General features: G+C 49.8%; 19 protein-coding genes. 12 read left to right on the top strand and 7 right to left on the bottom strand.

Annotated features, from left to right (window positions below):
- Window positions 1-187 precede the first annotated feature (187 nt).
- Window positions 188-505: a hypothetical protein gene (locus HZB31_12240; GenBank protein ID MBI5848691.1), complete on the top strand. Its 318-nt coding sequence runs from the start codon at window positions 188-190 to the stop codon at window positions 503-505.
- A 60-nt stretch (window positions 506-565) separates the two neighbouring features.
- Here HZB31_12240 and HZB31_12235 read toward each other — a convergent pair whose 3' ends face one another.
- From HZB31_12235 to HZB31_12225, 3 genes are all read right to left on the bottom strand, one after another.
- Complete coding sequence (locus HZB31_12235) at window positions 566-1462, bottom strand: GGDEF domain-containing protein (protein MBI5848690.1); 897 nt, start codon at window positions 1460-1462, stop codon at window positions 566-568.
- A gap of 178 nt (window positions 1463-1640) precedes the next feature.
- A complete protein-coding gene (locus tag HZB31_12230; GenBank protein MBI5848689.1) occupies window positions 1641-1739 on the bottom strand; it encodes a hypothetical protein in 99 nt (32 codons plus the stop codon).
- 30 nt (window positions 1740-1769) lie between these two features.
- Window positions 1770-4103 carry a CxxxxCH/CxxCH domain-containing protein gene (locus HZB31_12225; protein ID MBI5848688.1) on the bottom strand — a complete coding sequence of 778 codons (2334 nt, stop codon included), beginning with the start codon at window positions 4101-4103 and terminating at the stop codon, window positions 1770-1772.
- Window positions 4104-4649: 546 nt separating this feature from the next.
- Here HZB31_12225 and HZB31_12220 point away from each other — a divergent pair.
- The 6 genes from HZB31_12220 (at window position 4650) to HZB31_12195 (ending at window position 11357) form a co-directional block, all read left to right on the top strand.
- The gene (locus tag HZB31_12220) at window positions 4650-5345 is read left to right on the top strand and encodes a helix-turn-helix transcriptional regulator (protein MBI5848687.1); all 696 of its coding nucleotides are present in this window, start codon (window positions 4650-4652) and stop codon (window positions 5343-5345) included.
- Between the two features lie 55 nt (window positions 5346-5400).
- Window positions 5401-6999 (top strand): DUF3365 domain-containing protein, encoded by a 1599-nt coding sequence (locus HZB31_12215; protein ID MBI5848686.1) that lies wholly within the window; start codon window positions 5401-5403, stop codon window positions 6997-6999.
- The gene (locus tag HZB31_12210; protein ID MBI5848685.1) at window positions 6996-8351 is read left to right on the top strand and encodes a sigma-54-dependent Fis family transcriptional regulator; all 1356 of its coding nucleotides are present in this window, start codon (window positions 6996-6998) and stop codon (window positions 8349-8351) included. Before HZB31_12215 ends, HZB31_12210 begins: the two co-directional genes overlap by 4 nt.
- Window positions 8352-8667: 316 nt before the next feature.
- Window positions 8668-10413, top strand: a complete 1746-nt coding sequence (locus HZB31_12205) for a putative sulfate exporter family transporter (GenBank protein MBI5848684.1) — start codon at window positions 8668-8670, stop codon at window positions 10411-10413.
- Between the two features lie 37 nt (window positions 10414-10450).
- The gene (locus HZB31_12200; protein ID MBI5848683.1) at window positions 10451-10618 is read left to right on the top strand and encodes a hypothetical protein; all 168 of its coding nucleotides are present in this window, start codon (window positions 10451-10453) and stop codon (window positions 10616-10618) included.
- A gap of 115 nt (window positions 10619-10733) precedes the next feature.
- Complete coding sequence (locus tag HZB31_12195) at window positions 10734-11357, top strand: PAS domain-containing protein (protein MBI5848682.1); 624 nt, start codon at window positions 10734-10736, stop codon at window positions 11355-11357.
- A 26-nt stretch (window positions 11358-11383) separates the two neighbouring features.
- Here HZB31_12195 and HZB31_12190 read toward each other — a convergent pair whose 3' ends face one another.
- On the bottom strand, window positions 11384-11641 hold the full coding sequence (locus HZB31_12190) for a hypothetical protein (protein MBI5848681.1): 258 nt from the start codon (window positions 11639-11641) through the stop codon (window positions 11384-11386).
- Between the two features lie 229 nt (window positions 11642-11870).
- Here HZB31_12190 and HZB31_12185 point away from each other — a divergent pair, with 229 nt between their 5' ends.
- On the top strand, window positions 11871-12308 hold the full coding sequence (locus HZB31_12185) for a hemerythrin family protein (GenBank protein ID MBI5848680.1): 438 nt from the start codon (window positions 11871-11873) through the stop codon (window positions 12306-12308).
- A gap of 34 nt (window positions 12309-12342) precedes the next feature.
- Here HZB31_12185 and HZB31_12180 read toward each other — a convergent pair whose 3' ends face one another.
- The 3 genes from HZB31_12180 to HZB31_12170 all read right to left on the bottom strand — a co-directional run bounded on the left by HZB31_12180 (window position 12343) and on the right by HZB31_12170 (window position 15561).
- Window positions 12343-13149 carry a hypothetical protein gene (locus tag HZB31_12180; protein ID MBI5848679.1) on the bottom strand — a complete coding sequence of 269 codons (807 nt, stop codon included), beginning with the start codon at window positions 13147-13149 and terminating at the stop codon, window positions 12343-12345.
- Between the two features lie 202 nt (window positions 13150-13351).
- Window positions 13352-14176: a polysaccharide lyase gene (locus HZB31_12175; protein ID MBI5848678.1), complete on the bottom strand. Its 825-nt coding sequence runs from the start codon at window positions 14174-14176 to the stop codon at window positions 13352-13354.
- Window positions 14177-14241: 65 nt separating this feature from the next.
- On the bottom strand, window positions 14242-15561 hold the full coding sequence (locus HZB31_12170; protein MBI5848677.1) for an HD domain-containing protein: 1320 nt from the start codon (window positions 15559-15561) through the stop codon (window positions 14242-14244).
- Between the two features lie 222 nt (window positions 15562-15783).
- Here HZB31_12170 and HZB31_12165 point away from each other — a divergent pair, with 222 nt between their 5' ends.
- The 4 genes from HZB31_12165 to HZB31_12150 all read left to right on the top strand — a co-directional run bounded on the left by HZB31_12165 (window position 15784) and on the right by HZB31_12150 (window position 22732).
- Window positions 15784-17784: a sulfatase-like hydrolase/transferase gene (locus HZB31_12165; protein ID MBI5848676.1), complete on the top strand. Its 2001-nt coding sequence runs from the start codon at window positions 15784-15786 to the stop codon at window positions 17782-17784.
- Between the two features lie 16 nt (window positions 17785-17800).
- Window positions 17801-18370, top strand: coding sequence for a TetR/AcrR family transcriptional regulator (locus HZB31_12160; protein MBI5848675.1), 570 nt, complete (start codon window positions 17801-17803; stop codon window positions 18368-18370).
- Between the two features lie 67 nt (window positions 18371-18437).
- Window positions 18438-19613 (top strand): efflux RND transporter periplasmic adaptor subunit, encoded by a 1176-nt coding sequence (locus HZB31_12155; GenBank protein MBI5848674.1) that lies wholly within the window; start codon window positions 18438-18440, stop codon window positions 19611-19613.
- On the top strand, window positions 19610-22732 hold the full coding sequence (locus HZB31_12150) for an efflux RND transporter permease subunit (protein ID MBI5848673.1): 3123 nt from the start codon (window positions 19610-19612) through the stop codon (window positions 22730-22732). The genes HZB31_12155 and HZB31_12150 overlap by 4 nt, the downstream gene beginning before the upstream one ends.

Here is a 22732-nt window from a genome sequence, read left to right as displayed (position 1 = left end):
AAAGTTATAATCTTAGATGTCCTTTTTATCAGATGAGCACAAAAAAATATTGAATATAACCTGCTAATATTAAATCATTATTTAAATTTATTGATCATGTTGTAAGTGTTGGCATCAGCATTGCATATTAGTGTAACCAGAAACTTTGAAATATAAGTTTAATTTAATAATGAAGGAGGTGAATACCATGAAGAAAGTATTAGCATTGATCATCGCTCTTATGTTCGCATTCGCAGTGACAGCAGCTTTTGCAGCTGATGCACCGAAGGCTGACACAAAGGCTCCTGCAAAGGCAGCTGACACAAAGGCTCCTGCAAAGGTTGAGGAGAAGAAGGCTGACGCTCCGAAGGCTGACGCAAAGGCTGACGAGAAGGCAGCTAAGAAGGCTAAGAAGGCTAAGAAGGCCAAGAAGGCTGACGCAAAGGCTGACGCTCCGAAGGTTGAGGAGAAGAAGGCTGAGCCTGCAAAGGCAGCTCCTGCTCCTGCAGCACCTGCAAAGAAGTAATTACTTCTTAACAGATAACAAGGGCTGGTCAGAAATGACCGGCCTTTTTTTATGGTAATTTTAGAATTTCGGTTTTAATTTATTCTGATACATGCGGGAGTCTGCCTCTTGTATTACCTCCATTAAGTCTTTTCCCTGATCGAAGAGAGAACAGCCGATACTTACCGATAAACCATAATAAGGGTTGTTATGTTCTCTGTTCCAGATTGACAGACGTTCATGAATACGGGAAATCAAGGAGCGACATTCGTTTAGATCGGTTTCCAGTGTAACGACCAGAAATTCGTCCCCGCCGAAACGGACAAGGAGATCCGAGGATCTGATTGACATGCCGAGGATCAAGGCACATTCCCTTAATATCCAGTCGCCGATCAAATGACCATAGTCGTCATTTATCTGCTTGAAGTTATCAATATCCAAAATAACGATTGAAAACCTCTGACCGTAGCGCCTTGTCCTGTTAATTTCATTGGCTATCATTTCATTGAAATAATTCCTGTTAAAGACGCCTGTCAGAGGGTCTCTGACTGCCATGACTTTTAGCTTGTCCTGCGTTAATCGCAGACTATGTATCAGGGTGACAACGTGCTCGTAAGTCTCGGTAACAGGGTCCTTAAAAACTGATTCTTTATAAACACCGCACTCAGTACAGTGTTTATATTTCACGGCAAATTCACATTGTGCTTCTTCCCCGCTCAAGGTTCCGGCAACCAGCCAACACCGGACATCGGCGTTTAAATAAGCAGGACAGTCCTTTTTTGAACACTTTTTCATTTCCCAGCATTTATCGCCGCCTTCTTTTAAAATGAGTCTCAGCCACTCTTCCCATGATGCATCAGTCTCCTGCAATGACAACTCGATAAATAATCTAAGGTCATGAGTCAAATTCTTTAGTGCAATGACTAAGGGATGATTGTTATCCATTTTTTTGCCTTTCTGCGCACCAAACATCGCCATATTATTTATCAGGTCATCTTGTAATTATCATTACAGATTGAGATCGTAATAATAGCTGTAATAAATGACAGCAGGTCTGCACCAGATTTGATGGTATATTAAAGAAATATATGACATTCAAGGCCGGCAAAGCAGAGCGAACAGTCTGACCTGACAGTATAAGTGCTACCAGGACAATTCAGTTTTTGAGATGGACAATCGAACTTGTCCCGTTTCCGAAGTCCCACAGGTAGGTGTAGAGAGGAGTTCCGTTGGAGACTCCGCCCGTAAACTGCACCTCATAGCCGCCTGGGCCGAAGCTCCCGGACTAATCAACGCTTAATCCCACGTCGCCCCAGGTTTTATTCGGGCCGTAGCCCATTGCGATATGGCAGGAGATATTACTGCACCTGCCACCGCTGGTATCGTATGCGTAGGTGAAGTTCACATTTACCGGGGATACGCCGCCCCAACTGAAGACTGCCGATGTGTCAGGTGCCACATTATAGGTCCCGTTGACATGATTTACCGTGCTCGTGATCGTGCTGCCGTTCGTTGTGGTCGGGTAGTGGCAGAGATTACAGGTCGGGTTGAACGACAAATGAGCCGCGTGGCTGTTAGACTTTGGCTCATCCTGCGCATACGAGGGCGGATAGCCGTGGCATGCTGCGCATGTCAAAGCGACTGAGCCCCAATTCGGCGATGCATTGGAAGGGATAACGCTGGTTGAGACCGATGTGCCGTTACTGTGGCAGTAAGTATTAAAACAGTTACTGTATCCTGTTCCCGGGGTAAACGATGGGCTTTTGCCGTATGAAGCGCTGCTGTTAAAGGCAGGATCAAATACAACCTCGATTTTATAATTGGCATGTTTTGCATATTCAGGAACTGCATAAAAATTATGGCAACTTGAACAGCTTAATGACTGCGACTGGTCCCATGAATGACATATGGCACATTTATACGTATCAGATGTCGTAAAGGCATAGGCAAGATGCGCTGAATGACTGCCGGTCCCTATCAGCGCTCCATGTCCTCCTGCATGGCATGAACCACATGCAGCAGTGCCGGTAGAGGCCCAGGAAGGATTGGAATAACTCGAAGGTCCACCCACTCCACCCTCTGGTTGAACATTTGAATGGCAGTAGATAGTATTACAACTCCCAAAAGCCCGAGGCGTGGTCCCATTTGTCGGGGCTGCGGTCCCGGTGGCTATACTGTATGCGCCTCCGCCAACCCTTGGATCAGTTGTATCAAATTTATAGTCCACATAGCCGTTTACGTGCCTGCTCTGGTCTGTGATCGTATAACCGGCAGGTGATGTTCCTCCAACAATATCTTTATGACATAGGGTGCATTTAAACTCATAATAATCTGAACTTGCATGTTTGCCGTGTTTTCCGGTGCCGGGATCAGTTGTGTTTGATGCATTATGGCAGGAACCGCAAATCACGGTTCCGTCCCATACAGGCGTAGCATTCCTGCCGCTGCCGGGATAGTTGCCGTGGCAATAAATGTTGCTGCATGTCTTTGCTCCTGTCTTTGTTACTACGGTGGCAGGGGAAGTGGAAGTAGCGTTGTAAATTGCCGTAGTCTGGCCGTTGTATGCTCCTCCCTGGTATATCCCCCCAAAGAGATAAAAGCCCAGTGTGATTGCGCTGTCCCGGTGCGTGGCACCTGTGCCTGCGCTGCTATAATGGCAGTTTCTGCATGCCACTGACTTCGCGGTATGCACGTTGTGCGCCCCAGCAGTAACAGACCCGGTAGCAGGGGTATATGCCAGCCCATCAGGTCCGCTATGGGAATTGACAACCGGAGGATTGCCGTGGCAGTCAGAACATGAAGACGCAAACCCAGACATGTGTTTATGGCAGACGATACAGTCTGTATTGTTGTTGTGGCTGAGGTCGCCGGTATTGTTTGCCGTGTTATAGTTATGGTATTTGTTCTGACTGTGGCAGACCTCGCATATTTTTTGTGAAACGGCATGCCCCCCGGTATCATCACCAAATCCTCTTGGTGCTATTGTGCTCAGAAAGTCAGGCCCCAGTCCACCTGCTTGAGCCGGAAAACTGTGCGCAGGGGTATCAGGAGCAACAATTACCGTGTCTTTTACTCGCTTGATGTTGGCTGTTGTCCTTGTATGGCAAGTCGCACATACAATCTGGCCGTATTGGCCTGTGCCTTGAGTGCCCCAGACGCCTGACCATTTCGTTGTGTTGGGAAAACGGTTGCTGTTATGGAGCATCGTGTTGTCCCATGTCGAGGAGATCTTTATTGTCTGAATGGCAGTGCCGGTGATCCCGTCAGGGTCGTTGTAAGTCGCCCTGATGCTGTAGCAGGTATTGGGAGAGAGCCCGAATATGGTTGTGCTATAGGGGCTGACGGTATGAGCTGCCGATGACCAGGGAGTGAAGGACTCTTCATTGCATGCCTTGTATTCAACGGTATAGGTGTTGTTGACGTTGTCGTCGCCCCTGTAGGGCATCCGGACAAGAATAGATGTTTCATCTGCGGCACACGCCGATATTGTTCCGGCCTGTGTTTGATTCGCTGCTTCTGAGGGGCTGCATGTTCCGATGACTATAAACGCGGCCAGGAGCTCGATATATAGCCTCATCCACGCTTTTGAAATGCCCTCACTTAAAATTGCCCTGATCACTAATGAAACCTCCCTTTCAAAAGCCTCCCTTTGCTGCGTTATTTGACGCATTCTAAACGAGGACAAATGTTCTGATTCACTTAAATTACTTTAATCATAATCTAATTACCGCATAGCTATTATCATTAAGTTTGCATATTCCCTATGATTTATAATTACAATTTGATATAATGATTGCAACTGTAAGAAGTAACAGCATGAGTTTTCTCCCTATTTGATAGTATTATAATCCGATATTTCTGGTGAGGCATTTCACATGTCGTGTGAGGCATTTCACGTAATCGACTCCTTCGGGAGACCTGAATGGGCTTCAGGATGGCCATGCTCTGTCGGCATGGTGTCATGCGAATTCAGTCTTTAGAGCGGTTGCGGGAACTCGGTAATAAAAGGGTTTTCAGAGGTTTCCATACGTCTTACCGGAGGTGATATTGAACTTGGCACAAAGCCGTTTTTTGGGATCAATACTGACTGGAGTTATTGACGCTGACACGATGGATCAAATTGAACAGGCTGAGGAGGTCGTCCGGCAACGGTATGGATGAACAGATGTCCGATAAGTTTTTTGAAGATATGCCTATTGGTGAGATCTTTGATGCCATACCTGCCCCGGCATTTATTGTTGACGAAGACGTAAAACTTCTGCATTGGAATTGCACTGCCCGCAAACTGGGGCTGCATAAAGGGCATGTAAGCGTCCTTAAGGGGGGCGAGGCGTTGAAGTGTGTTCATGCCTCTGAGGGACCGGGGGGCTGTGGGACTACCCTTGCCTGCAAAAATTGCGTCATCCGAACCCTGGTTAACGATTCCATCAATTCCAGCAGGGTATACCGTGAATTGGCCGTGGTCGAGATCTGCCGCAGCAACAGGGTCGAAGAGATCTACCTTCTGGTGACTGCATCCCCCTTCCTCTGCCGCAGCAGAAAATGCGCCTTCCTGCTGCTGGAGGATGTCAGCGCAATCCTGTCAGCTGTGCAGCCGGAGGGGTGGGCTCGGCAGATAACTTTTAATCCGGTGGAAGGCCTGCTTCTTGCCCCCAGGGAACAGGAAATACTCTGGTGGCTTAAAAAGGGGAAAAGCTCGTGGGATATTTCAATAATCCTGAAAATTACGGAGCGGACGGTGAATTTTCATATTTATAATATCATCAAGAAACTCGATGCGCAGAACAGGACCCATGCCGTTGCCATTGCGATGGAAAAAGGGCTTATTCCTTCGAATCCAAAATTAGACTATCGCGCCTGAAAGGCTGACCCTCCCGCTATCGGGAAGCCAGACCAGCTTGTGATACAATACGGGCATGAAAATAAATATGTTCAGTCTTAGTTTGCGTTTCAGCCTGTTTGTCGGAATCATTCTTCTTCTGTTCTGTGCATTATTCTCTACGGTGCTCTATTACTACCTGAGGGCCCAGGTCATTAATGAGGCTGAAAACAAAACGACCATCATCATGACCCATGTGCGCGCTTTGGGTGACTATGTGAAGGAGTCGTTGCGGCCCCGCATGTTCGAAATCTTTTCGAAGCTTCACACGAAAGATGATTTTGTGGTCGAAGCCATGTCAACGACTCACGTCAATCTTCAGGTCATGAAAAAGTTCACCCGCCATCTCCCGGACTATGCCTACAAAAGAGTTTCTGACAGGCCGCTGAACCCTGAAAATACCGCAGATGTCTTTGATCTTACAATGATGAATTATTTCAGACAGCACAGAGATGTTGCAGAGAGGCACGGCAGGGAAGAGGTGGGAGGAAAGGAATACCTTATTTATTCGCGGCCTCTTTATTCTGAAGAGGACTGCCTGCATTGCCATGGAGAAGTCGCTGCGGCAGCGCACGGTATTTTGGAAAAATACGGCAAGACGGGCAAGTTCGGATGGAAAGCAGGAGAACTGATTGGTCTGGAATCTATTTCCATTCCCCTGGATAAGGCCCTTGCGCAGGCAAAGAAAATCTCGATTGATGCTTTTATCTTTGGATTGGGCACGCTCTCCTTTCTGTTCCTTGCCCTGTACACGACCTTCAGGCACCTTGTGACCAACCCGCTCAACCGCATCTCCGGCATCTTCCGGAACATTGCGCAGGGGTCAGAGCCTCTCGGAAGAGAAATAAGAAGCACGCGCGCAGATGAGATCGGTGACCTTACCGGATCGTTCAATATGCTGGCAAAACACCTTATGGAGGCGCACGAGAAACTGAGAAAGACTGCTGAAATAGAGAAACAGATGATGGAGACCGAAAAGCTTGCGGCTTTGGGACAATTATCGGCAGGTGTAGCGCATGAGATAAACAATCCCCTTGGCGGGATACAACTCTGTTTCAACAATCTTATGAATACCGAGATGGATGAAGAAAAGAGGGTCAAGCATATCGAGGTAATCAATACCGGCTTCCTCAGGATACAGAGCATAGTGAGACATCTCCTGGACTTTGCGAAAAATGCGCCTCTCTGTATTGCTCCGGCCCGGATTAACGGTATTATCGAAAATGCCCTTGCCCTTGTGGGATATACCCTCAGGGGCAAGGAGATATCGGTAGTTACGGAATTGGCATCGGACATGCCGGATCTTCCGGCGGATGCGAATAAACTGGAACAGGTCTTCCTCAACCTGATTATCAACGCTGCTCAGACTATGGAGGTGGGAGGCAAGCTCACGATCAGGACGCGTCATGAGGCAAATTGGTGTTTCGTATCCGTTTCCGACACAGGGAAAGGCATATCTCCGGAGGTGCTCCAGAAGATATTTGATCCTTTCTATACGACGAAAGGAGTCGGCGAGGGCACTGGCCTCGGTCTTTCGGTAAGTAAGGCCATTATAGAGCAGCACCGTGGAGAGATAAAAGTTGAAACTTCGGAATATGGGACCACGTTTACCATACAATTGCCGGTGGCGTTATGAAAAAACAGATTCTTATTGTCGAAGATGATCCGATCATGCGGCTTGGCATGGAACATTTTCTTTCCTCACAGGGTTATGCAATCACCCTAGCCGCTGACGGTGCGGAAGGGATTATGGCTCTTGAGAAAGGGAGCTTCGACCTGATCATTACAGACCTCCGGCTGCCGCATCGGAGTGGTCTTGACGTGCTCAGAAAGGCCAGGGAGGCCTGCCCTGCCTCAGGAGTTATTATTATTACCGCATTTGCCGAAATAAAGGGTTCTGTTGAGGCCATGAAGGAGGGGGCCTTCGATTACATTGCCAAGCCTTTTTCAAATGACGAATTTCTTATTTCCATAGAAAGATTTTTCAATTTCCGCAAGCTTGAAGATGAGGTTATTTTCCTCAGGGAAACGTTGAGGGAACGGGTCGAGTTCGGGGATATCATAGGCAGCAGTCCTCTCATGAAAGATGTATTCGACCGCATTACCGCTGTTGCCGATACGGATGTGCCGGTGCTGATTCGGGGAGAAAGCGGTACGGGGAAAGAACTCGTGGCAAATGCGATCCATCGGCTGAGCCGCAGGAACAATAAGGCGTTTATCAAGATAAATTGTGCTGCCATCCCCGAGGCCTTATTCGAGTCTGAGCTTTTCGGGCATATGAAAGGGGCCTTTACCGGTGCTTCAGAAATGAGGAAGGGCAAGTTCGAGTTCGCTGATGAAGGGACGATCTTTTTCGATGAAATCGGCGATATCCCGCTTACGCTGCAGCCCAAGCTGCTGAGGATACTGGAGGACAGCAACGTCACGAGGATAGGCGGCAATTCTCCGATTAAGGTCAATGTCCGGAGTATTTACGCAACGCGCAGGAACCTGAAGGAGTGTGTAGAAGCGGGGGAATTCAGGGAGGACCTTTTCTACCGCATCAACGTCGTGCCTATTTCTCTGCCTCCCCTGAGGGACAGGAAAGAAGATATCCCGCATCTTGTCGACCACTTCCTCGCTTACTTCAGAGCCAAATTCAACAAGCCGGGCCTCAAGGTATCTCAGGCGGCATATGATACTATCCTTTCCTATGATTATCCAGGTAACGTAAGGGAGCTAAAGCATGCGGTGGAGCGGGGAGCTGTTCTTGGCAAGGATGATACCATCCAGGTGAAGGACCTTCCTGATGAGATGTCCGGGACTTCCGACAAGACAGCCTGTTATGCGGAAGACCTTTCCCTTGAGGCGAGCATCAGATGCTTTGAAAAGCAGCGGATTATCAGAGCGCTCAGCGACTCAGGGGGAAAGAAGACCGAGGCAGCCGAGAGGCTTGGCATAAGCAGAAAGGTGCTATGGAAAAAAATAAAAGAAATCGGAATCGAATAATGCAAGACTATGCAATGAACTGCTTCATATAGCCTGCCTGTGTTCCCTCCTGGGAACGTGAACCTCTTCCCCTTGTTCCCGCGCGGGAACGTTTTTTTTCAGAAGAACAGTACAACTCTTTGTAATTAAATCACTCTGTATCATGGCACCCTCCTTGCTCATCCATAATTATCGACGATGATATCCGGGATACAACATAAGCAGATGGGCATGCCGGCTCTTCTTTATGTTCGGAAGAAGGAGGTGAATCAGACTGCCGAATGAAAGAGGGTGGGGGCCGGATGGTGACAGAAAAGAACCAAAAAGGAGGCAGCAAATGGAAGGGAAAAAGAGTGGTATAAGTGAGGACTGGTTATCGCTGTTCCTCGGTCTCTTTATTTTTCTCCTCTCTCTCGGTAGCTTCGGGGGGGTCGATCTTCTGGGATGGGGAATAAATACAAAAGTATGGACCGACCCTGCGAAAGCCATGGGGCCGGTGGCAAAAAATCTTCAGGCAGTGAAGGGTGATATTGTAAAGATTGACGGGCAGAAAATCACTCTTAAAAAGTCAGATGGGAAAGAAGAAACCATAACGGTTAAAGAAGATACCAGCACCCTTAAAGCCGGGGACAAGTTTGAGAGGAAAGGCATGTCAGGGTTTGTCTCAATCCTTTTGACCTACCTCGCCATGCTGGTGGTCATGGGAGCTGGAGCCAAACTGCTGGGCACAAACGTAGGAAAGTTCGCTGTCGGTTTTACGATAGTTTTCTGGATAGGCTATCTCTGTTGGTTTTGCGGCCATTATGCCTATATTGCAGCAACAAAAAATCAGCTGAAAAACTTTAATATACCCTGGGCGTTAAGCCTGACCGGTGAAGCCGGGTTTATTATCGCTCTCCTTGCCGGACTCGTTGTCGGAAACTTCTTCCCGAAACTCTCCGGGATGTTGAAGGAGGCATCGCGTCCTGAACTCTACATTAAGACTGCCATTGTTATTATGGGCGCCGGCCTTGGCCTGAAGTCTGCTGAATCCATGAGCCTGGCAACAAACGTCATGTTCCGCGGACTCTGCGCGATTATTGAGGCCTACCTGATCTATTGGGCCGTTGTATATTTTGTTGCCCGGAAGTATTTCAAGTTCAGCAGGGAATGGGCGGCCCCACTGGCGTCAGGTATTTCGATCTGTGGCGTGTCAGCTGCCATAGCGACTGGCGGCGCTATCAGGGCAAGGCCGGTGGTTCCAATTATGGTCTCCTCCCTTGTTGTCATATTTGCGGTCGTGGAGATGATCCTTCTGCCCTTTATTGCCCAGGCGATGCTCTGGAGCGAGCCGCTGGTGGCAGGTGCGTGGATGGGGCTTGCCGTCAAGACCGATGGAGGTGCAGTAGCAAGCGGCGCCATTACCGATGCGCTCATCAGGGCCAAGGCCCTCGAAATGGAAGGGATCAATTACAAGGCAGACTGGATAACCATGACGGCTACCACGGTCAAGATGTTTATTGACATCTTCATCGGCATCTGGGCATTCATCCTGGCCATTATCTGGTGCACCAAGATTGAATGCAAGCCGGGCCAGAAAATCCAGGCTATCGAGATCTGGCATCGCTTTCCGAAATTCGTCATCGGATACGCCTTCACCTTCTTTCTGGTTTTGGCAATCTGCTGGCCTGCAGCCAACGCCATCAGTCCCGTAGACAAACAGATCAAGGCGGCCAGGGAAGAGATCGCCTCAGTCGAAAAGCAGCTGCCGAAGACAACAGACCCTGCAGAGTTGACTGCGCTTAACGGGAAAATAGCTGCAACAAAGGACAGGATCAAAGAGCTTGAGACCTCGATCAGGGAGCCAAAGAAGACCATGGCAGCAGCCGGCGCGGCCACCAGCGAAGGCAACGTGTTTCGGGTAATGTTTTTTGTGCTCACCTTCTTTACCATCGGTATTGTGTCGAACTTCAAAAAGCTTTGGGAAGAAGGCATCGGAAAACTGGCAGCAGTATATATCCTCTGCCTGTTCGGGTTTATTATATGGGTCGGTCTTGGTATTTCATGGCTATTTTTCCATGGCGTGAAGCCGCCGGTCATATAACAGGATAATTAATCTATAGTCGCAAAAGGAGATAACCATGGCAGAAAAACCGAATCTTTCGAATGAGCTGGAAAAAATGAACGCTGAGTATGAGCCCCTGCTCCCGATCGAAAAACAGCTTATCGGCTGGAGCGTGGGGTTGGGAACAGGCCTGCTTTTGATCCTGTACTGGGTGAGCACCACCTTTTTCCCAAGCGGGCACTGATTTTTCCGGCAGATGATGCAGGGGTTATCCGCAAAAAGGCAGAGACCAAACGGTATTCCGTGCGGTCTCTGCCTTGACGGTCAGACCCCAAAAAAATACATGGGGTATTTTTGAGATGGCTTTAAATAACAGCAAGAGCGCAGGGGAAGCATTGTTTGCGCCCGATGAGAATTGGGACAAACTGTTCGATATGATTCCTGATGCGGTCTGTATCTTAGACCGCAGCTATCGGATTGTTCGGATCAATAAATCCATGTCCGAGCGCTTAGGCCTTATGAGAGAAAACTGTATTGGCACAACATGCTATGAGGCAGTGCATGAAAAAGGATGCCCTGCCGATTCTTGTCCTCATACCAAAACATTACAAGACGGCTCCATCCATACGACAGAGGGTTATGAGAAAAACCTGGGGGGATGGTTCCTGGTCACAACGTCGCCCTGGACAGATTCAGGCGGTAATGTGGTTGGCAGTATCCATATTGCCCGGGATATTAGTGAGCGAAAAAAACTGGAGGAAGAAAGGGGAACGCTTATCTCCGAATTGCGGGATGCCCTTACAAAGGTCAAACAATTGAGCGGCTTTCTTCCTATTTGTGCTTCCTGCAAGAAAATCAGAGATGACAAGGGGTGCTGGCAGCAGATTGAATGCTATATTCGTGAGCGTTCTGAGGCGGAATTCAGTCATGGTGTATGTCCGGACTGCGCAAAAAAATTATATGCGAAATATTATAAAAAATAACTGCCCGTCAGCGCTGAAATACCGGATCAACGCATGTTGCGGTAGATTTCATCATACTGTTCCTTCAACTGCATCCAGGTCTTCAGGGCTTCATGATTTTCCTTCCATTCCGCAAAATCCCTGTTATCCTTATGTTCGGTGCCCGTGCATTCTCCGATGAATGCATCTGTCTTCATATGGTATTTCTCCTCCATTTTTGCAAGGAATAGTCTGATTTCTTTCAGCTTCCTGTTGCAGATATTTACTTCCCGCGAAAGCGTAATACCGTATTCATCCGTATGCATAATCGGTCCCTCTTATTCATCTGTTGTCATAAAGCATCCAGCACGCCTGGAACACTTTTATAGTATTGCACGAAGAAAGCCCCGCTTTCAAATATAGGTAAAAAATTACAGTATTTGGCAGAAAAGAAGCATGCTAAGCTTTAGCTGAATATCCGGTTGATGATCCTTGGTACTGCGGCATAATTATGTAAAGGGCAGAATAGTAAGAAATGAGGAGGGTGAAATTATAATGTCTTATTTGAAGTGGTCGGATGAGTATAGTGTCAAGGTAAAGGAAATTGACGAGCAGCATAAAACGCTGATTAAAATGATTAACACGTTACACCAGGCGTTGATTTCAAACAAGGGGCGTGAAGCTCAAAAAACAATAATAATTGAGATGGTACATTATGCGAATGACCATTTTGTGACAGAAGAAAGGTATATGCAGAGCTTCAATTTCCCCGGTTATCAATCTCATAAGATCGAGCACGAACAATTTACCCTTAAGGCGCTTGATTTAAAAGAGAGAGTGGAAGGCGTCAGCTTTGTGCTTACAATGGAAATATTGCATTTTCTGAAAGAATGGCTCCAAAACCATATCCTCGGAACCGATATGAAATATTCAAGACATTTTATCGAGAGCGGCCTCAATTTAAACGGTGAGCCCCCTGCAGGCTTCCCATAAGGCAGGCAGCTGAGCAGCAGGGCCTTCTGCTGATTCATTTAACCAGACTGCGACTCTGCGCACGGATTGAGGCGTTTATTCTGCGCGCAAGGGACGCTGCTTCGGTTTTCGTGAATGGACCGTAGAGTGTTGTGCCGCGGTCATAGACCTTCTTTTGTGCAGGTGGGAAGGCATAGGACTGGACGATCCTGCTGTCGACCAGTATGGAGAATTGGCGCTGCCGGTCCCTGTCTGCGACTTCTCTGAACTTCTTCGCCCCGGACTTCGTATGAATCAGCTCAACGCTGTAGTTGCCCGGCGAATTGCGGCCGGTCGGGACAGTCCTGGCGACACGAAAATCGGAGATTGCCATGAAGGGTTGGGTCTCCGTCTTCACAGACCTGGAACCGTCTCTCCACTGAAAGGTTTTGGAAGGTTCCTGTCCGTGCATTGACTCGAGCCGGTATTCGACAACAGCCTCGCCATTAGGGGCGGCTGTTGTCCCCGGTCGGATAACCTTGATTGTCAGGGCCTTTGCGGTAAAGAAATCGTCCATTTCGCTATGCTCACGGTCTTTGAAGCTGACCCGGACATGCTGGCCTTTTGAAATATCTTCGGCAGAGCAGTCTGTAACCCTGGCCTCACGACTCAGGAACTCATGCATGCGGCCGTCTACAATGATCCAGATGGAAAATAGCCCCTCATTATCTGATTCTGTCCGTTCGATAATTCCTTTTACCGTCCCTGAGCGGGGAAGATTATCGGCGGTTGAAGCTGCAGATGCAAGTGTTACCAGCAGCAGAAGTATTGACGCTGCTCTTAAATGAATACGTTTAATTACCTTAATATTTCTTCTTCGCATTTTGCGTTAACGTAACGATTCAGGCGCGGCTATTTTCTGTCGCCTGCATTCGGCTGGTTATGCGTCCCTTTCTTCCATTTGAAAGAGGCTACGATGCGCTCTGCCATTTCTTTGTCAAAACCCGCTTCCTGCCATAGAGGATATGGCAGCATCGATGATCGTTGCGATCAGCCGCGTCCGCGGTAAAGTCCGGGACTACCTGTCACTCCTCTCTGATCATTAAATCATCATTGTATATTACGCCGCTTGACAATGATGGCGGGGCATAGAGCCCGAAATGTGCCTGGGTAAGAAAGCCATTGCCTCTCCTTACCTCGGCCTCGGAAACCAGCTGATCGTCCTGCCAGACCCTGGCATAGCCGTGTTCGCTGTCGAAATGAAGAGATATTGTAAGTTTTACCCACTGTTTCATGGGAAACGTAATCGTTGAAGTCTGAAAGGTACGTTCCCCCTGGCCGGTATAGGGCACATGCATAAGATGAACAAAGCCCTGATCGCTCAAATTTACCAGGACAGCATCCCAGCTGTCAGAGGTAGTGTGGTCCAGCGTCGCAAAACTGACCCATTCTCCGGGAGAAAGATTCACATCCAGCCAGACCCAGAATTCGATTACTACCGGGGTCTTAAATGCGCCGCCGGCTGTTTTATAGAGCTGAATCGTTGGATACGCCCGATGGTTATTATTTTGAGTTGGTGTGCTGGGTGGATTTGCGGCATAAATCCAGCCTTTGTGAGAATAGCTGCCGGAGCGCGTCTTCTCAGACGACAGATCATGAGAAGCAGACTTCATATGATTTTGCGGGACAATATAAAAGCCCAGGAAATCGTCAACTGATTCAAAGCTGGTCTGAAATGTTTTCAGCAGAGACTCGGGACTGGATGCGGGAGACTCGGGACTGGATGTGGGAGACTCGGGACTGGATGATGAACCGCCGCCGCAGGCGCTGAAAAGCAAAGCTGACATGAGAAGTGCGCCCGATAAGAGCTGTTTGAACGGGAATGCCTCTTTTGAATTACCGTCTTGCATTATCATAACTTCCGTGCAAATTATATCACAATTTGGAAGGGATATGACTCTATTCCCCTGTGAATTCAGATTTTGACAAGGATATCAGAACCAAAGTATCTGCTTATAAGCTCTTGCACCGTCGCCCTCATATATGCTCCCTCCACTTTATGAGTTTCTGAGTAAATGGACCAGGCAATGTCGCTAAACACATCGAGGATTACAGGATCAAAATGCTTCCCCCGCTCCTCGCGTATAAGGCGCATTGAATCCTCAAAAGATAATGGCTCCTTGTAGGGGCGTTTTGAGGTCAGGGCATCAAATACATCAACTACTGCAAATATTTTAGCAGCAACAGGAATTGCGCTGCCTTTCAAGCCATCTTTATACCCATCTCCTGAAAACTTCTCATGATGATAACGAACCACCTCTTCTGCGTCCTGCAGCCAGACATAACTTCCAATGATCTCTGCACCGTGTTCAACGTGAGTTTTCATAATATCATGCTCTGCTTCAGTCAATTTGCCCGGTTTAAGGAGGATGTTGTCGCTTATTGCAATCTTCCCCGCATCATGCAGGAATGCGCCTTTAATCAGCGCCTGAATCTCTTTTCTTTTTAAATGCATTGCCTCCGCAAGCCTGACCGCATAGATCGTGACACGATAATTATGATCATTTGTGTCACTATCCCTTTTGGCAATTGCACTGCCAAGCACCTCCAGCATTCCCAGATTAGCACTGGACAAGTCTACGGAATACTTAATCAGCCCTTTATTGAGGGCAATGATAACAGGATACAAGACTACGGTGGAGATCAGAACCGTCATTACCACCTGTATCAGAGAAAACAGCACGCGTTCTCGTATGTCTTTCACGATTCTGGGCTCTACCCGGTAGGCACCTTCAAAATAGCCGACTATTCTTCCGTCTGTTGTCTTTAACGGGCTCAACACCCTTACGAACATCTGGTCATCAATATAGAAGTTCTCATACTGTATGATCTCATTCATGAGACGGTCATGCTTGAGAAGGTTCATTCTATCTTCGATCTTTTCCGTATCTTCGCGGGCAAGCTCGATAACCTGTTTTTTGCTCTTATCATAAAATTCAATTACTGAAAACCTTCCGGTCAGAAGGTGCTCCTGACTCTTCTGGCGTAAAATGGCAACATTTTCTGGCGTGAGATCATCAAGATACGTCATCTCATCAGCAATAAATTTTCTCGACTCAATTTCAGCCAGGCCGATGACAAAATCATCTATCTTTTTATGCTCAACAAAGTAGCTTACCGCGCCTGCGACAACTGACAGAATAAACCACGCAACAGCAAGCCGCAGAATAAGTTTTTTATGAATAGTATCGAACATGCCTGTCGATGCCTTAATCTTCTGTCTACCTGTTTTCAATTTATCTTTTCTTAACCTTGATACAAATGATAGCACAGTCTACGAATCTGTCCATAAGAAGTCGCTGACATCGCTATGAGCGTTCCCGGTCTTTTCGCAGCGTTGCGGATCAAGCTTGACAGAAGCGCACATCTGACGCGATAATAAACAGGAGTTCATGTGAACAGACGTTCATCTCTTCGCAGCCCGCACTCTAATTGCAGATTGGAACGATAAAGAGATATGCAGAATCACCCGGCAACCCCCATTGTAGAATCGGAAGACAAGAACGGCTCAGGCGGCTGCACCAGGAAAGAGCCGGGTCGTTTTCTTATCCTGGGCGTCTTTTTTTCTGCGTTTCTTGGCCTATCCTTTATCACGCGCGTCGTCCTCATGGTAAAGAGCCTGCGCCTGCTTGATGCAAACCCGCTGCTTCTCCTGAAAGTATACGGTGTCGGTTTTCTGTTCGACCTTGTGACGGCCGGATATGTCGCGCTCCCCTTTGTCATCTACCTGATTTTCTTGCCTGACCGGCTGTATCGCAGCAGGCTGCACCGTATTGCCATGTTTATTGCCGTCTTTCTTACGACCTATGTTTTTATATTCAGCAGCGTTGCTGAATATTTCTTTTTTGACGAGTTTGGCGTGAGGTTCAACTTCATTGCGGTAGACTATCTTATCTATACCCATGAGGTTGTGCAGAATATCATTGAATCATATCCTGTGGTCCCGCTCTTTTCGGCCATTGCTGTCATAGCGGCATTGACCGTTTTCCTGATACGGAGAAGACTCCACCTTGCCTCTGCTCATGAGAGCAGCCTGGGCCAGAGACTGAAAAAAGGAGCGTTTTTTTTCATTATACCGGTGGTTACTACGGTGTTTGTGAGTCTGCCTCTGTCGCATATATCCTCAAATACCTATGCCAACGAGCTTGCTTCCAATGGTATCTATAGTCTTTTTTCGGCCTTCAGGAACAACAAGATTAACTACAACGCTTTTTATGCATCATTGGAGGACAGGGATCTTTTTAGAAATCTGAGAACCCTGCTGCAGGAAGAAAATGCGGTTTTTCTGAATGATGATCCCCTCGACATTACAAGAAGGCTCCGTACGAACGGCGCAGAGAAAAGACTGAATGTCGTGGTCGTTGTGGAGGAAAGCCTGAGCGCTGAATATCTTGGGGTCTTCGGCAACAGCAAAGGGCTCACCCCGAATCTTGACCGCCTCGCAAAGGAGAGCGTCTTCTTCACGAATATGCATGCGACCGGAACAAGGACCGACCGGGGGCTTGAGGCAGTCAGCCTCTCTATGCCGCCAACGCCCGGCAGATCGATGCTGAAGCGCAAAAACAACGAGGGCCTCTTTTCCTGGCCTGCCTTGATGAAAAGCCTCGGCTATGACACAAAGTTCCTGTATGGCGGATACGGTTATTTTGACAATATGAACTATTTCTTCAGCCATAACGGTGTAGACCGTATTATTGACCGGGCGGACTTCTCAAAGTCTGAGATCATTTTTGAGAATGCCTGGGGTGTGAGTGACGAAGACCTTTTCCGCAAGTCATTGGCGGAATTCCGTACATCATATGAAAATCGCAGGCCCTTTTTCGGCCTGATCATGACAACCTCAAACCACAGGCCCTATACCTACCCCGAAGGAAGGATCAGCATACGGTCCCATACCGGGCGAGACGGCGCGGTAATGTATGCCGATTATGCAATCGGTAAATTTCTGCAGGATGCCGCGAAAGAGCCCTGGTTCAACGATACGATCTTCGTTTTCGTGGCAGACCACTGTGCAAATTCTGCCGGTAAGTCGTCGCTGCCGGTGAAACGGTATGAAATCCCCCTCTTTATATTCTCTCCGGCGCATCTTGCCCCTCAGGGCATCGACAGGCTCGCAAGCCAGATCGATATTGCGCCGACCGTTATGGGCCTGCTTAATATCAGTTATCATTCCCGGTTCTTCGGCAAGGATATATTCAGGATGTCCCCGCAGCAGGAACGGGCCTTTATCGGGACCTATGAAAAACTCGGGTATCTGAAACAGGACCGGCTTGTCATCCTCGACGTGAAGAAGGAAAGCGGCATTTACCAGATCGACCGGGAGACGAAGAAGTCCAGGACTGCAGCCCCTGATCAGGGGCTGCTGGAGGAGGCGATCAGTTATTATCAGGGAGCAAACTATTTTTTTGAACATCGTCTGAACCGGTTCGAAGCGGGGGCGTCTCAAGATGTCCGTTAAGGCCGGGAAGACCACCGTGAAACGTCGCACCGCAGATCAGTCAAAGAGGCGCATCCTCGATGCCGCCGGTGAGGTATTTGCCGAGAAAGGGTATGCAAAGACTACGATACGCGAAGTTGCGCTCCGCTCGGGCATAAGTATCGGCGGCATCTATCTCTATTTCAGAAACAAGGAAGAGCTGTATACAGGGCTCATGCGGGAACAGATGGACGCCTTCTGCAAAGACACCGACAGAGTCAGAACCAGAGAACCGCTTGATGCTCTGAAGTCCATCATCGACAGCTATATGGAGCATGCGCTCAGGAAGACGAAAATGCTTTCGACCAATATCAAGGAGCATGATCTGGCCCTCAAAAAGCCCCTTAAAAAGGTTTTTTTCCGGTTCCAGAAGCAGCTGATCAGGGATATCCTGCAACGGGGTATGGCGGCCGGCGTCTTTAAAAAGATTGACTGTGATGAGACTGCAGATGTCGTTCTTTTCTGCATCAGGGGAGCCATGCTTTCCTACCTCTCCGGCGAAATAAAAGCATTGAAAAAGCACGGTGAAGGGCTTTTTCAGATGATACTTCATGGAATAAGGAGATAGAATGATGCGCGATATCCGTTACAGAAGAAGTGGCCCTGGTCCCGGGTTGCGGTCCTGGGCTGCGTTTATGGCACTGTTTTTTCTGCTTGCTGCCTGCGGCAGGAAACAGGAGCAGCCGATAACGAAACCGCCTGTGCCGGTTACGGCCGGCGTTGCAGCACAGAAGTCAGTTCCTCTGCAGATCGCTGCTATCGGTAATGCGGAGGCATCGTCTACGTTTGCGGTCAAGGCCCAGGTCGGTGGAACACTGACCAGGGTCCATTTCACGGAAGGGCAGGATGTGAAGAAGGGCGACCTGCTCTTTACCATAGACCCGAGGCCGTATGAGGCAGCGCTCAGGCAGGCTGACGCCAATTATGCGCGGGACCGCGCCCAGTCAGAGAATGCCCGCGCAGAGGAACGGCGGTATACGGATCTGGTGAAGAAAGGGTATGTATCGCAGACCCAGTATGAACAGGTGCGCACCAATGCCCTGGCTCTTGAGGCTGTTGCCCAGGCCTCAAAGGCACAGGTGGATAATGCCGCTCTCGAGCTGGCGTACTGCACGATCCGTTCGCCCTTTGCCGGAAGGACCGGCAGCCTCGTGGTATATGAAGGAAACCTTATCAAGGCCAATGCCGATACGGCCATGGTGACCATTAACCAGATCCAGCCGATCAACGTGAGCTTTGCCGTGCCTGACAAGAGCCTCCCTGAAATAAAGAAATATATGGCAGGGGGGTCATTGAAGGTGGAGGCCCTGCTCTCAAAGGACGACACGAACCCGCTTCAGGGAAAGCTGACCTTTATCGACAATGCTGTTGACTCGGCAACGGCAACGATACGACTCAAGGGGAGTTTTGCCAATAGCGACAGACGACTCTGGCCGGGTCAGTTCATCAATGTGCTGCTGACCCTTGCGACCCAGAGCAACGCTATTGTTATCCCAAATCAGGCGGTGCAGACCGGACAGATGGGAGCATTTGTCTTTGTCATCCGGGAAGATGCAACCGTGGAGGCGCGGCCGGTTGTGGTGAGCAGGACATTCGGCGAGGAGTCGGTCATAGAGAGCGGCCTGAAGTCAGGTGAAAAAGTGGTGACTGACGGACAACTCAGGCTTACTCCCGGAGCAAAGGTGGAGATTAAGTCAGAGCAGCAGACAGCGGATAAGAAGGGGCAAGGGTCAGAGGTCAGGGGACAGGAAATGCACGGCAGGGAAAAAGGTCCGAAGACTGAAATCCCTGCAGCTGGCAAAGCGAAATGAACCTTTCTGAACTATTCATAAAGCGCCCCATCATGACCAGCCTGGTGATGCTGGCGGTGATGCTGGTCGGTATGTTTGCGTACCGGGTCCTGCCGGTCAATGACCTGCCGAAAGTCGACTTCCCGACCATTCAGGTGCGGGCCGATCTGCCGGGGGCGAGTCCCGAGACCATGGCCAGCGCTGTTGCGACGCCTCTGGAACGGCAGTTTTCGACGATTGCAGGTCTTGACGCCATGACCTCAACGAACGGTCAGGGGATCTCGATCATTGTCCTTAAGTTTGCCATCGAGAAGAGCATCGATGCCGCGGCCCAGGACGTACAGGCAGCCATCTCCAAGGCTGCCCGGCAACTGCCTGCTGACATGCCGACCCCGCCATCCTATCAAAAAGTAAATCCGGCCGACCAGCCGGTGCTCTACCTTGCGCTCAGCTCTCCGACCCTGCCGCTTTCGGATGTCAATGAATTTGCCGATACCATCATTGCTCCGCGCATCTCGATGATCAACGGCGTGGCCCAGGTGCTGGTGTACGGCTCCCAGAAGTATGCCGTGCGGGTACAGCTGGACCCCAAAGCCTTGTCCAGCCGCAAGATCGGTCTGGACGAGGTGTCGGCAGCGCTGAACAGCGGCAATGTCAATCTGCCTACCGGCGTCCTGCAGGGAGACAAGCAGGCCTACACTATTCTGGCAACCGGTCAGCTGTACAATGCCGAGGCGTACAAACCACTGATCATTGCCTGGCGCGGCGGAGCCCCGGTGCGGCTGCAGGACGTCGCCACCGTTTCCGACAGTGTTGAGAACAACAAGGTGGCTGCCTGGTTCAATACCAAAGGTAAATCTACCCGGGCAATAGTCCTGGCCATTCAGCGCCAGCCAGGCACGAATACTATTGAAGTGGTGGACAACATAAAGCAGCAGATCCCGGGCTTTCGCCGGCAGCTGCCCGGATCGGTAGAGCTGGACATACTCTTCGACCGCACCGAAACGATCCGGGAATCAGTGGCTGACGTCAGATTTACCCTTCTGCTTACCATTGGCCTGGTCATCATGGTGATCTTCCTCTTCCTGCGCAATCTGTCGGCCACGGTCATACCGAGTCTGGCGCTGCCGCTGTCGATCATCGGCACCTTTGCGGTCATGTACGCCCTCGACTTTTCGGTCAACAACATCACCCTGATGGCGCTTACCCTGTCTGTCGGTTTTGTGGTGGACGACGCCATTGTGATGCTCGAAAACATTGTCCGGCATATGGAGCACGGCGAGACGCCCATGGAGGCGGCCCTGAAGGGTTCCCGGGAGATCGGTTTCACGATCCTCTCGATGACCATCTCGCTGGTGGCGGTCTTCATCCCGGTGCTCTTCATGGCCGGGATGCTCGGGAGGATGCTGCATGAGTTTGCCGTTACGATCACCTTTGCCATCCTCATCTCCGGAGTAGTCTCCCTGACCCTCACCCCCATGCTCGCGAGCCGTTTTCTGAAACCGCCGGGTCAAGAGAGGCACGGTCGTCTGTATCAGTTCATGGAACGGTTCTTTGACGGCATGCGCAATCTTTATGAAAGGACACTCAAGTGGGTGCTTCATTTCCGCCGCACGGTCATGGCAGTGACCTTTATTATGACCCTGTTGACGGCATGGCTTTTCACCAGGATGCCGATGGGCCTGCTTCCTTCCGATGACATAGGTGCTCTCAGCGTCACTACGGAAGGGGCGCAGGGCATATCTTTTGAAGAACTGAAGCGCAAACAGCAGAAGCTTGTCGAGATCGTGCTGCAGGAGCCGGATGTTGAGGCCTTCATGTCGTCCGTGGGAGCCACCGGCAGCCGGGTCGGCGGCAACAGCGGCGCCATGTTTATCAAACTCAGACCGCGCTATGAACGCAAACTGAACGCTGATCAGATCATCCAGAAACTGCGTCCCAAGGTTGCAACAGTGCCGGGCATTGTGATGATCATGCAGAACCCGCCTCCTATCAGACTTGAGGCGACCCAGTCCAAGGCCCAGTATCAGTTTGTGCTGCAGAGCCCTGACACGGAGGAGCTTTACCGTCAGGCTTCTGTCTTCGAAACGAAACTGCGCGGCATGCCGATCTTGCAGGACGTCACCTCGGACCTGCAGATGAAGAACCCGCAGATCAATCTCGACATTGACCGCAACCGGGCTGCGGCCCTCGGCATTTCCGCCCAGCAGATCGAGGATACTCTGTACTCGGCGTACGGTTCACGCCAGGCCACTACGATCTACTCGCCCAATAATCAGTACAAAGTCGTGATGGAGCTGGAGCCGCGATATCAGTCCGACCCGTCGGCACTGGGCATGCTCTATGTCCGTTCCTCGGCCGATCAGCTGGTCCCGCTCTCATCCCTCGGAACCCTGAAGAATAATCTGGGGCCGCTGTCGGTCAACCATCTCGGCCAGATCACCTCAGTGACCATCTCGTTCAACCTCAAGCCGGATGTGCCACTCGGCGATGCGGTATCTGCCATCCAAAAAGAGGCCATGGCACTGCCATCGACCATCACGACCGGTTTTCAGGGAACGGCCCAGGTTTATCAGGCCTCGACCAAGGGGCTTGCGCTTCTGCTGATCATAGCTATTTTGGTCATCTACATCGTGCTCGGTATTCTCTATGAAAGTTATATCCATCCTCTCACGATCCTCTCAGGCCTGCCGTCGGCAGGGTTTGGTGCGCTCATAACCCTGATGATATTCGGCAAGGACCTGAACCTCTATGCCTTTGTCGGTATTATCATGCTGGTCGGCATTGTGAAGAAAAATGCGATCATGATGATCGATTTTGCCCTTGATGCACAGCGGCATGAGGGGAAAGCGCCTCTGGATGCCATCTACCAGGGTGCTATCGTACGGTTTCGTCCCATCATGATGACCACCATGGCAGCGCTCATGGGCACACTGCCGATTGCGATCGGGTTTGGCGCAGGCGCAGCTTCCCGCCGCTCGTTAGGTCTTGCGGTGGTGGGCGGATTGCTGGTATCACAGCTCCTGACGCTCTACATAACTCCGGTGGTCTATTACTATATGGACAGGATGCAGGAATGGGTAAAAGGGCGCTTCAGGATCAACCTGCACAGGCAAAAACCGGACACTATGCAGAGCTGA

The sequence above is a fragment of the Nitrospirota bacterium genome (genome assembly GCA_016235245.1).
Lineage (GTDB): Bacteria > Nitrospirota > Thermodesulfovibrionia > Thermodesulfovibrionales > UBA6898 > UBA6898.
Note: the sequence above shows the minus strand (reverse complement) of the source record. Positions and strands in the feature narration are given on the sequence as shown.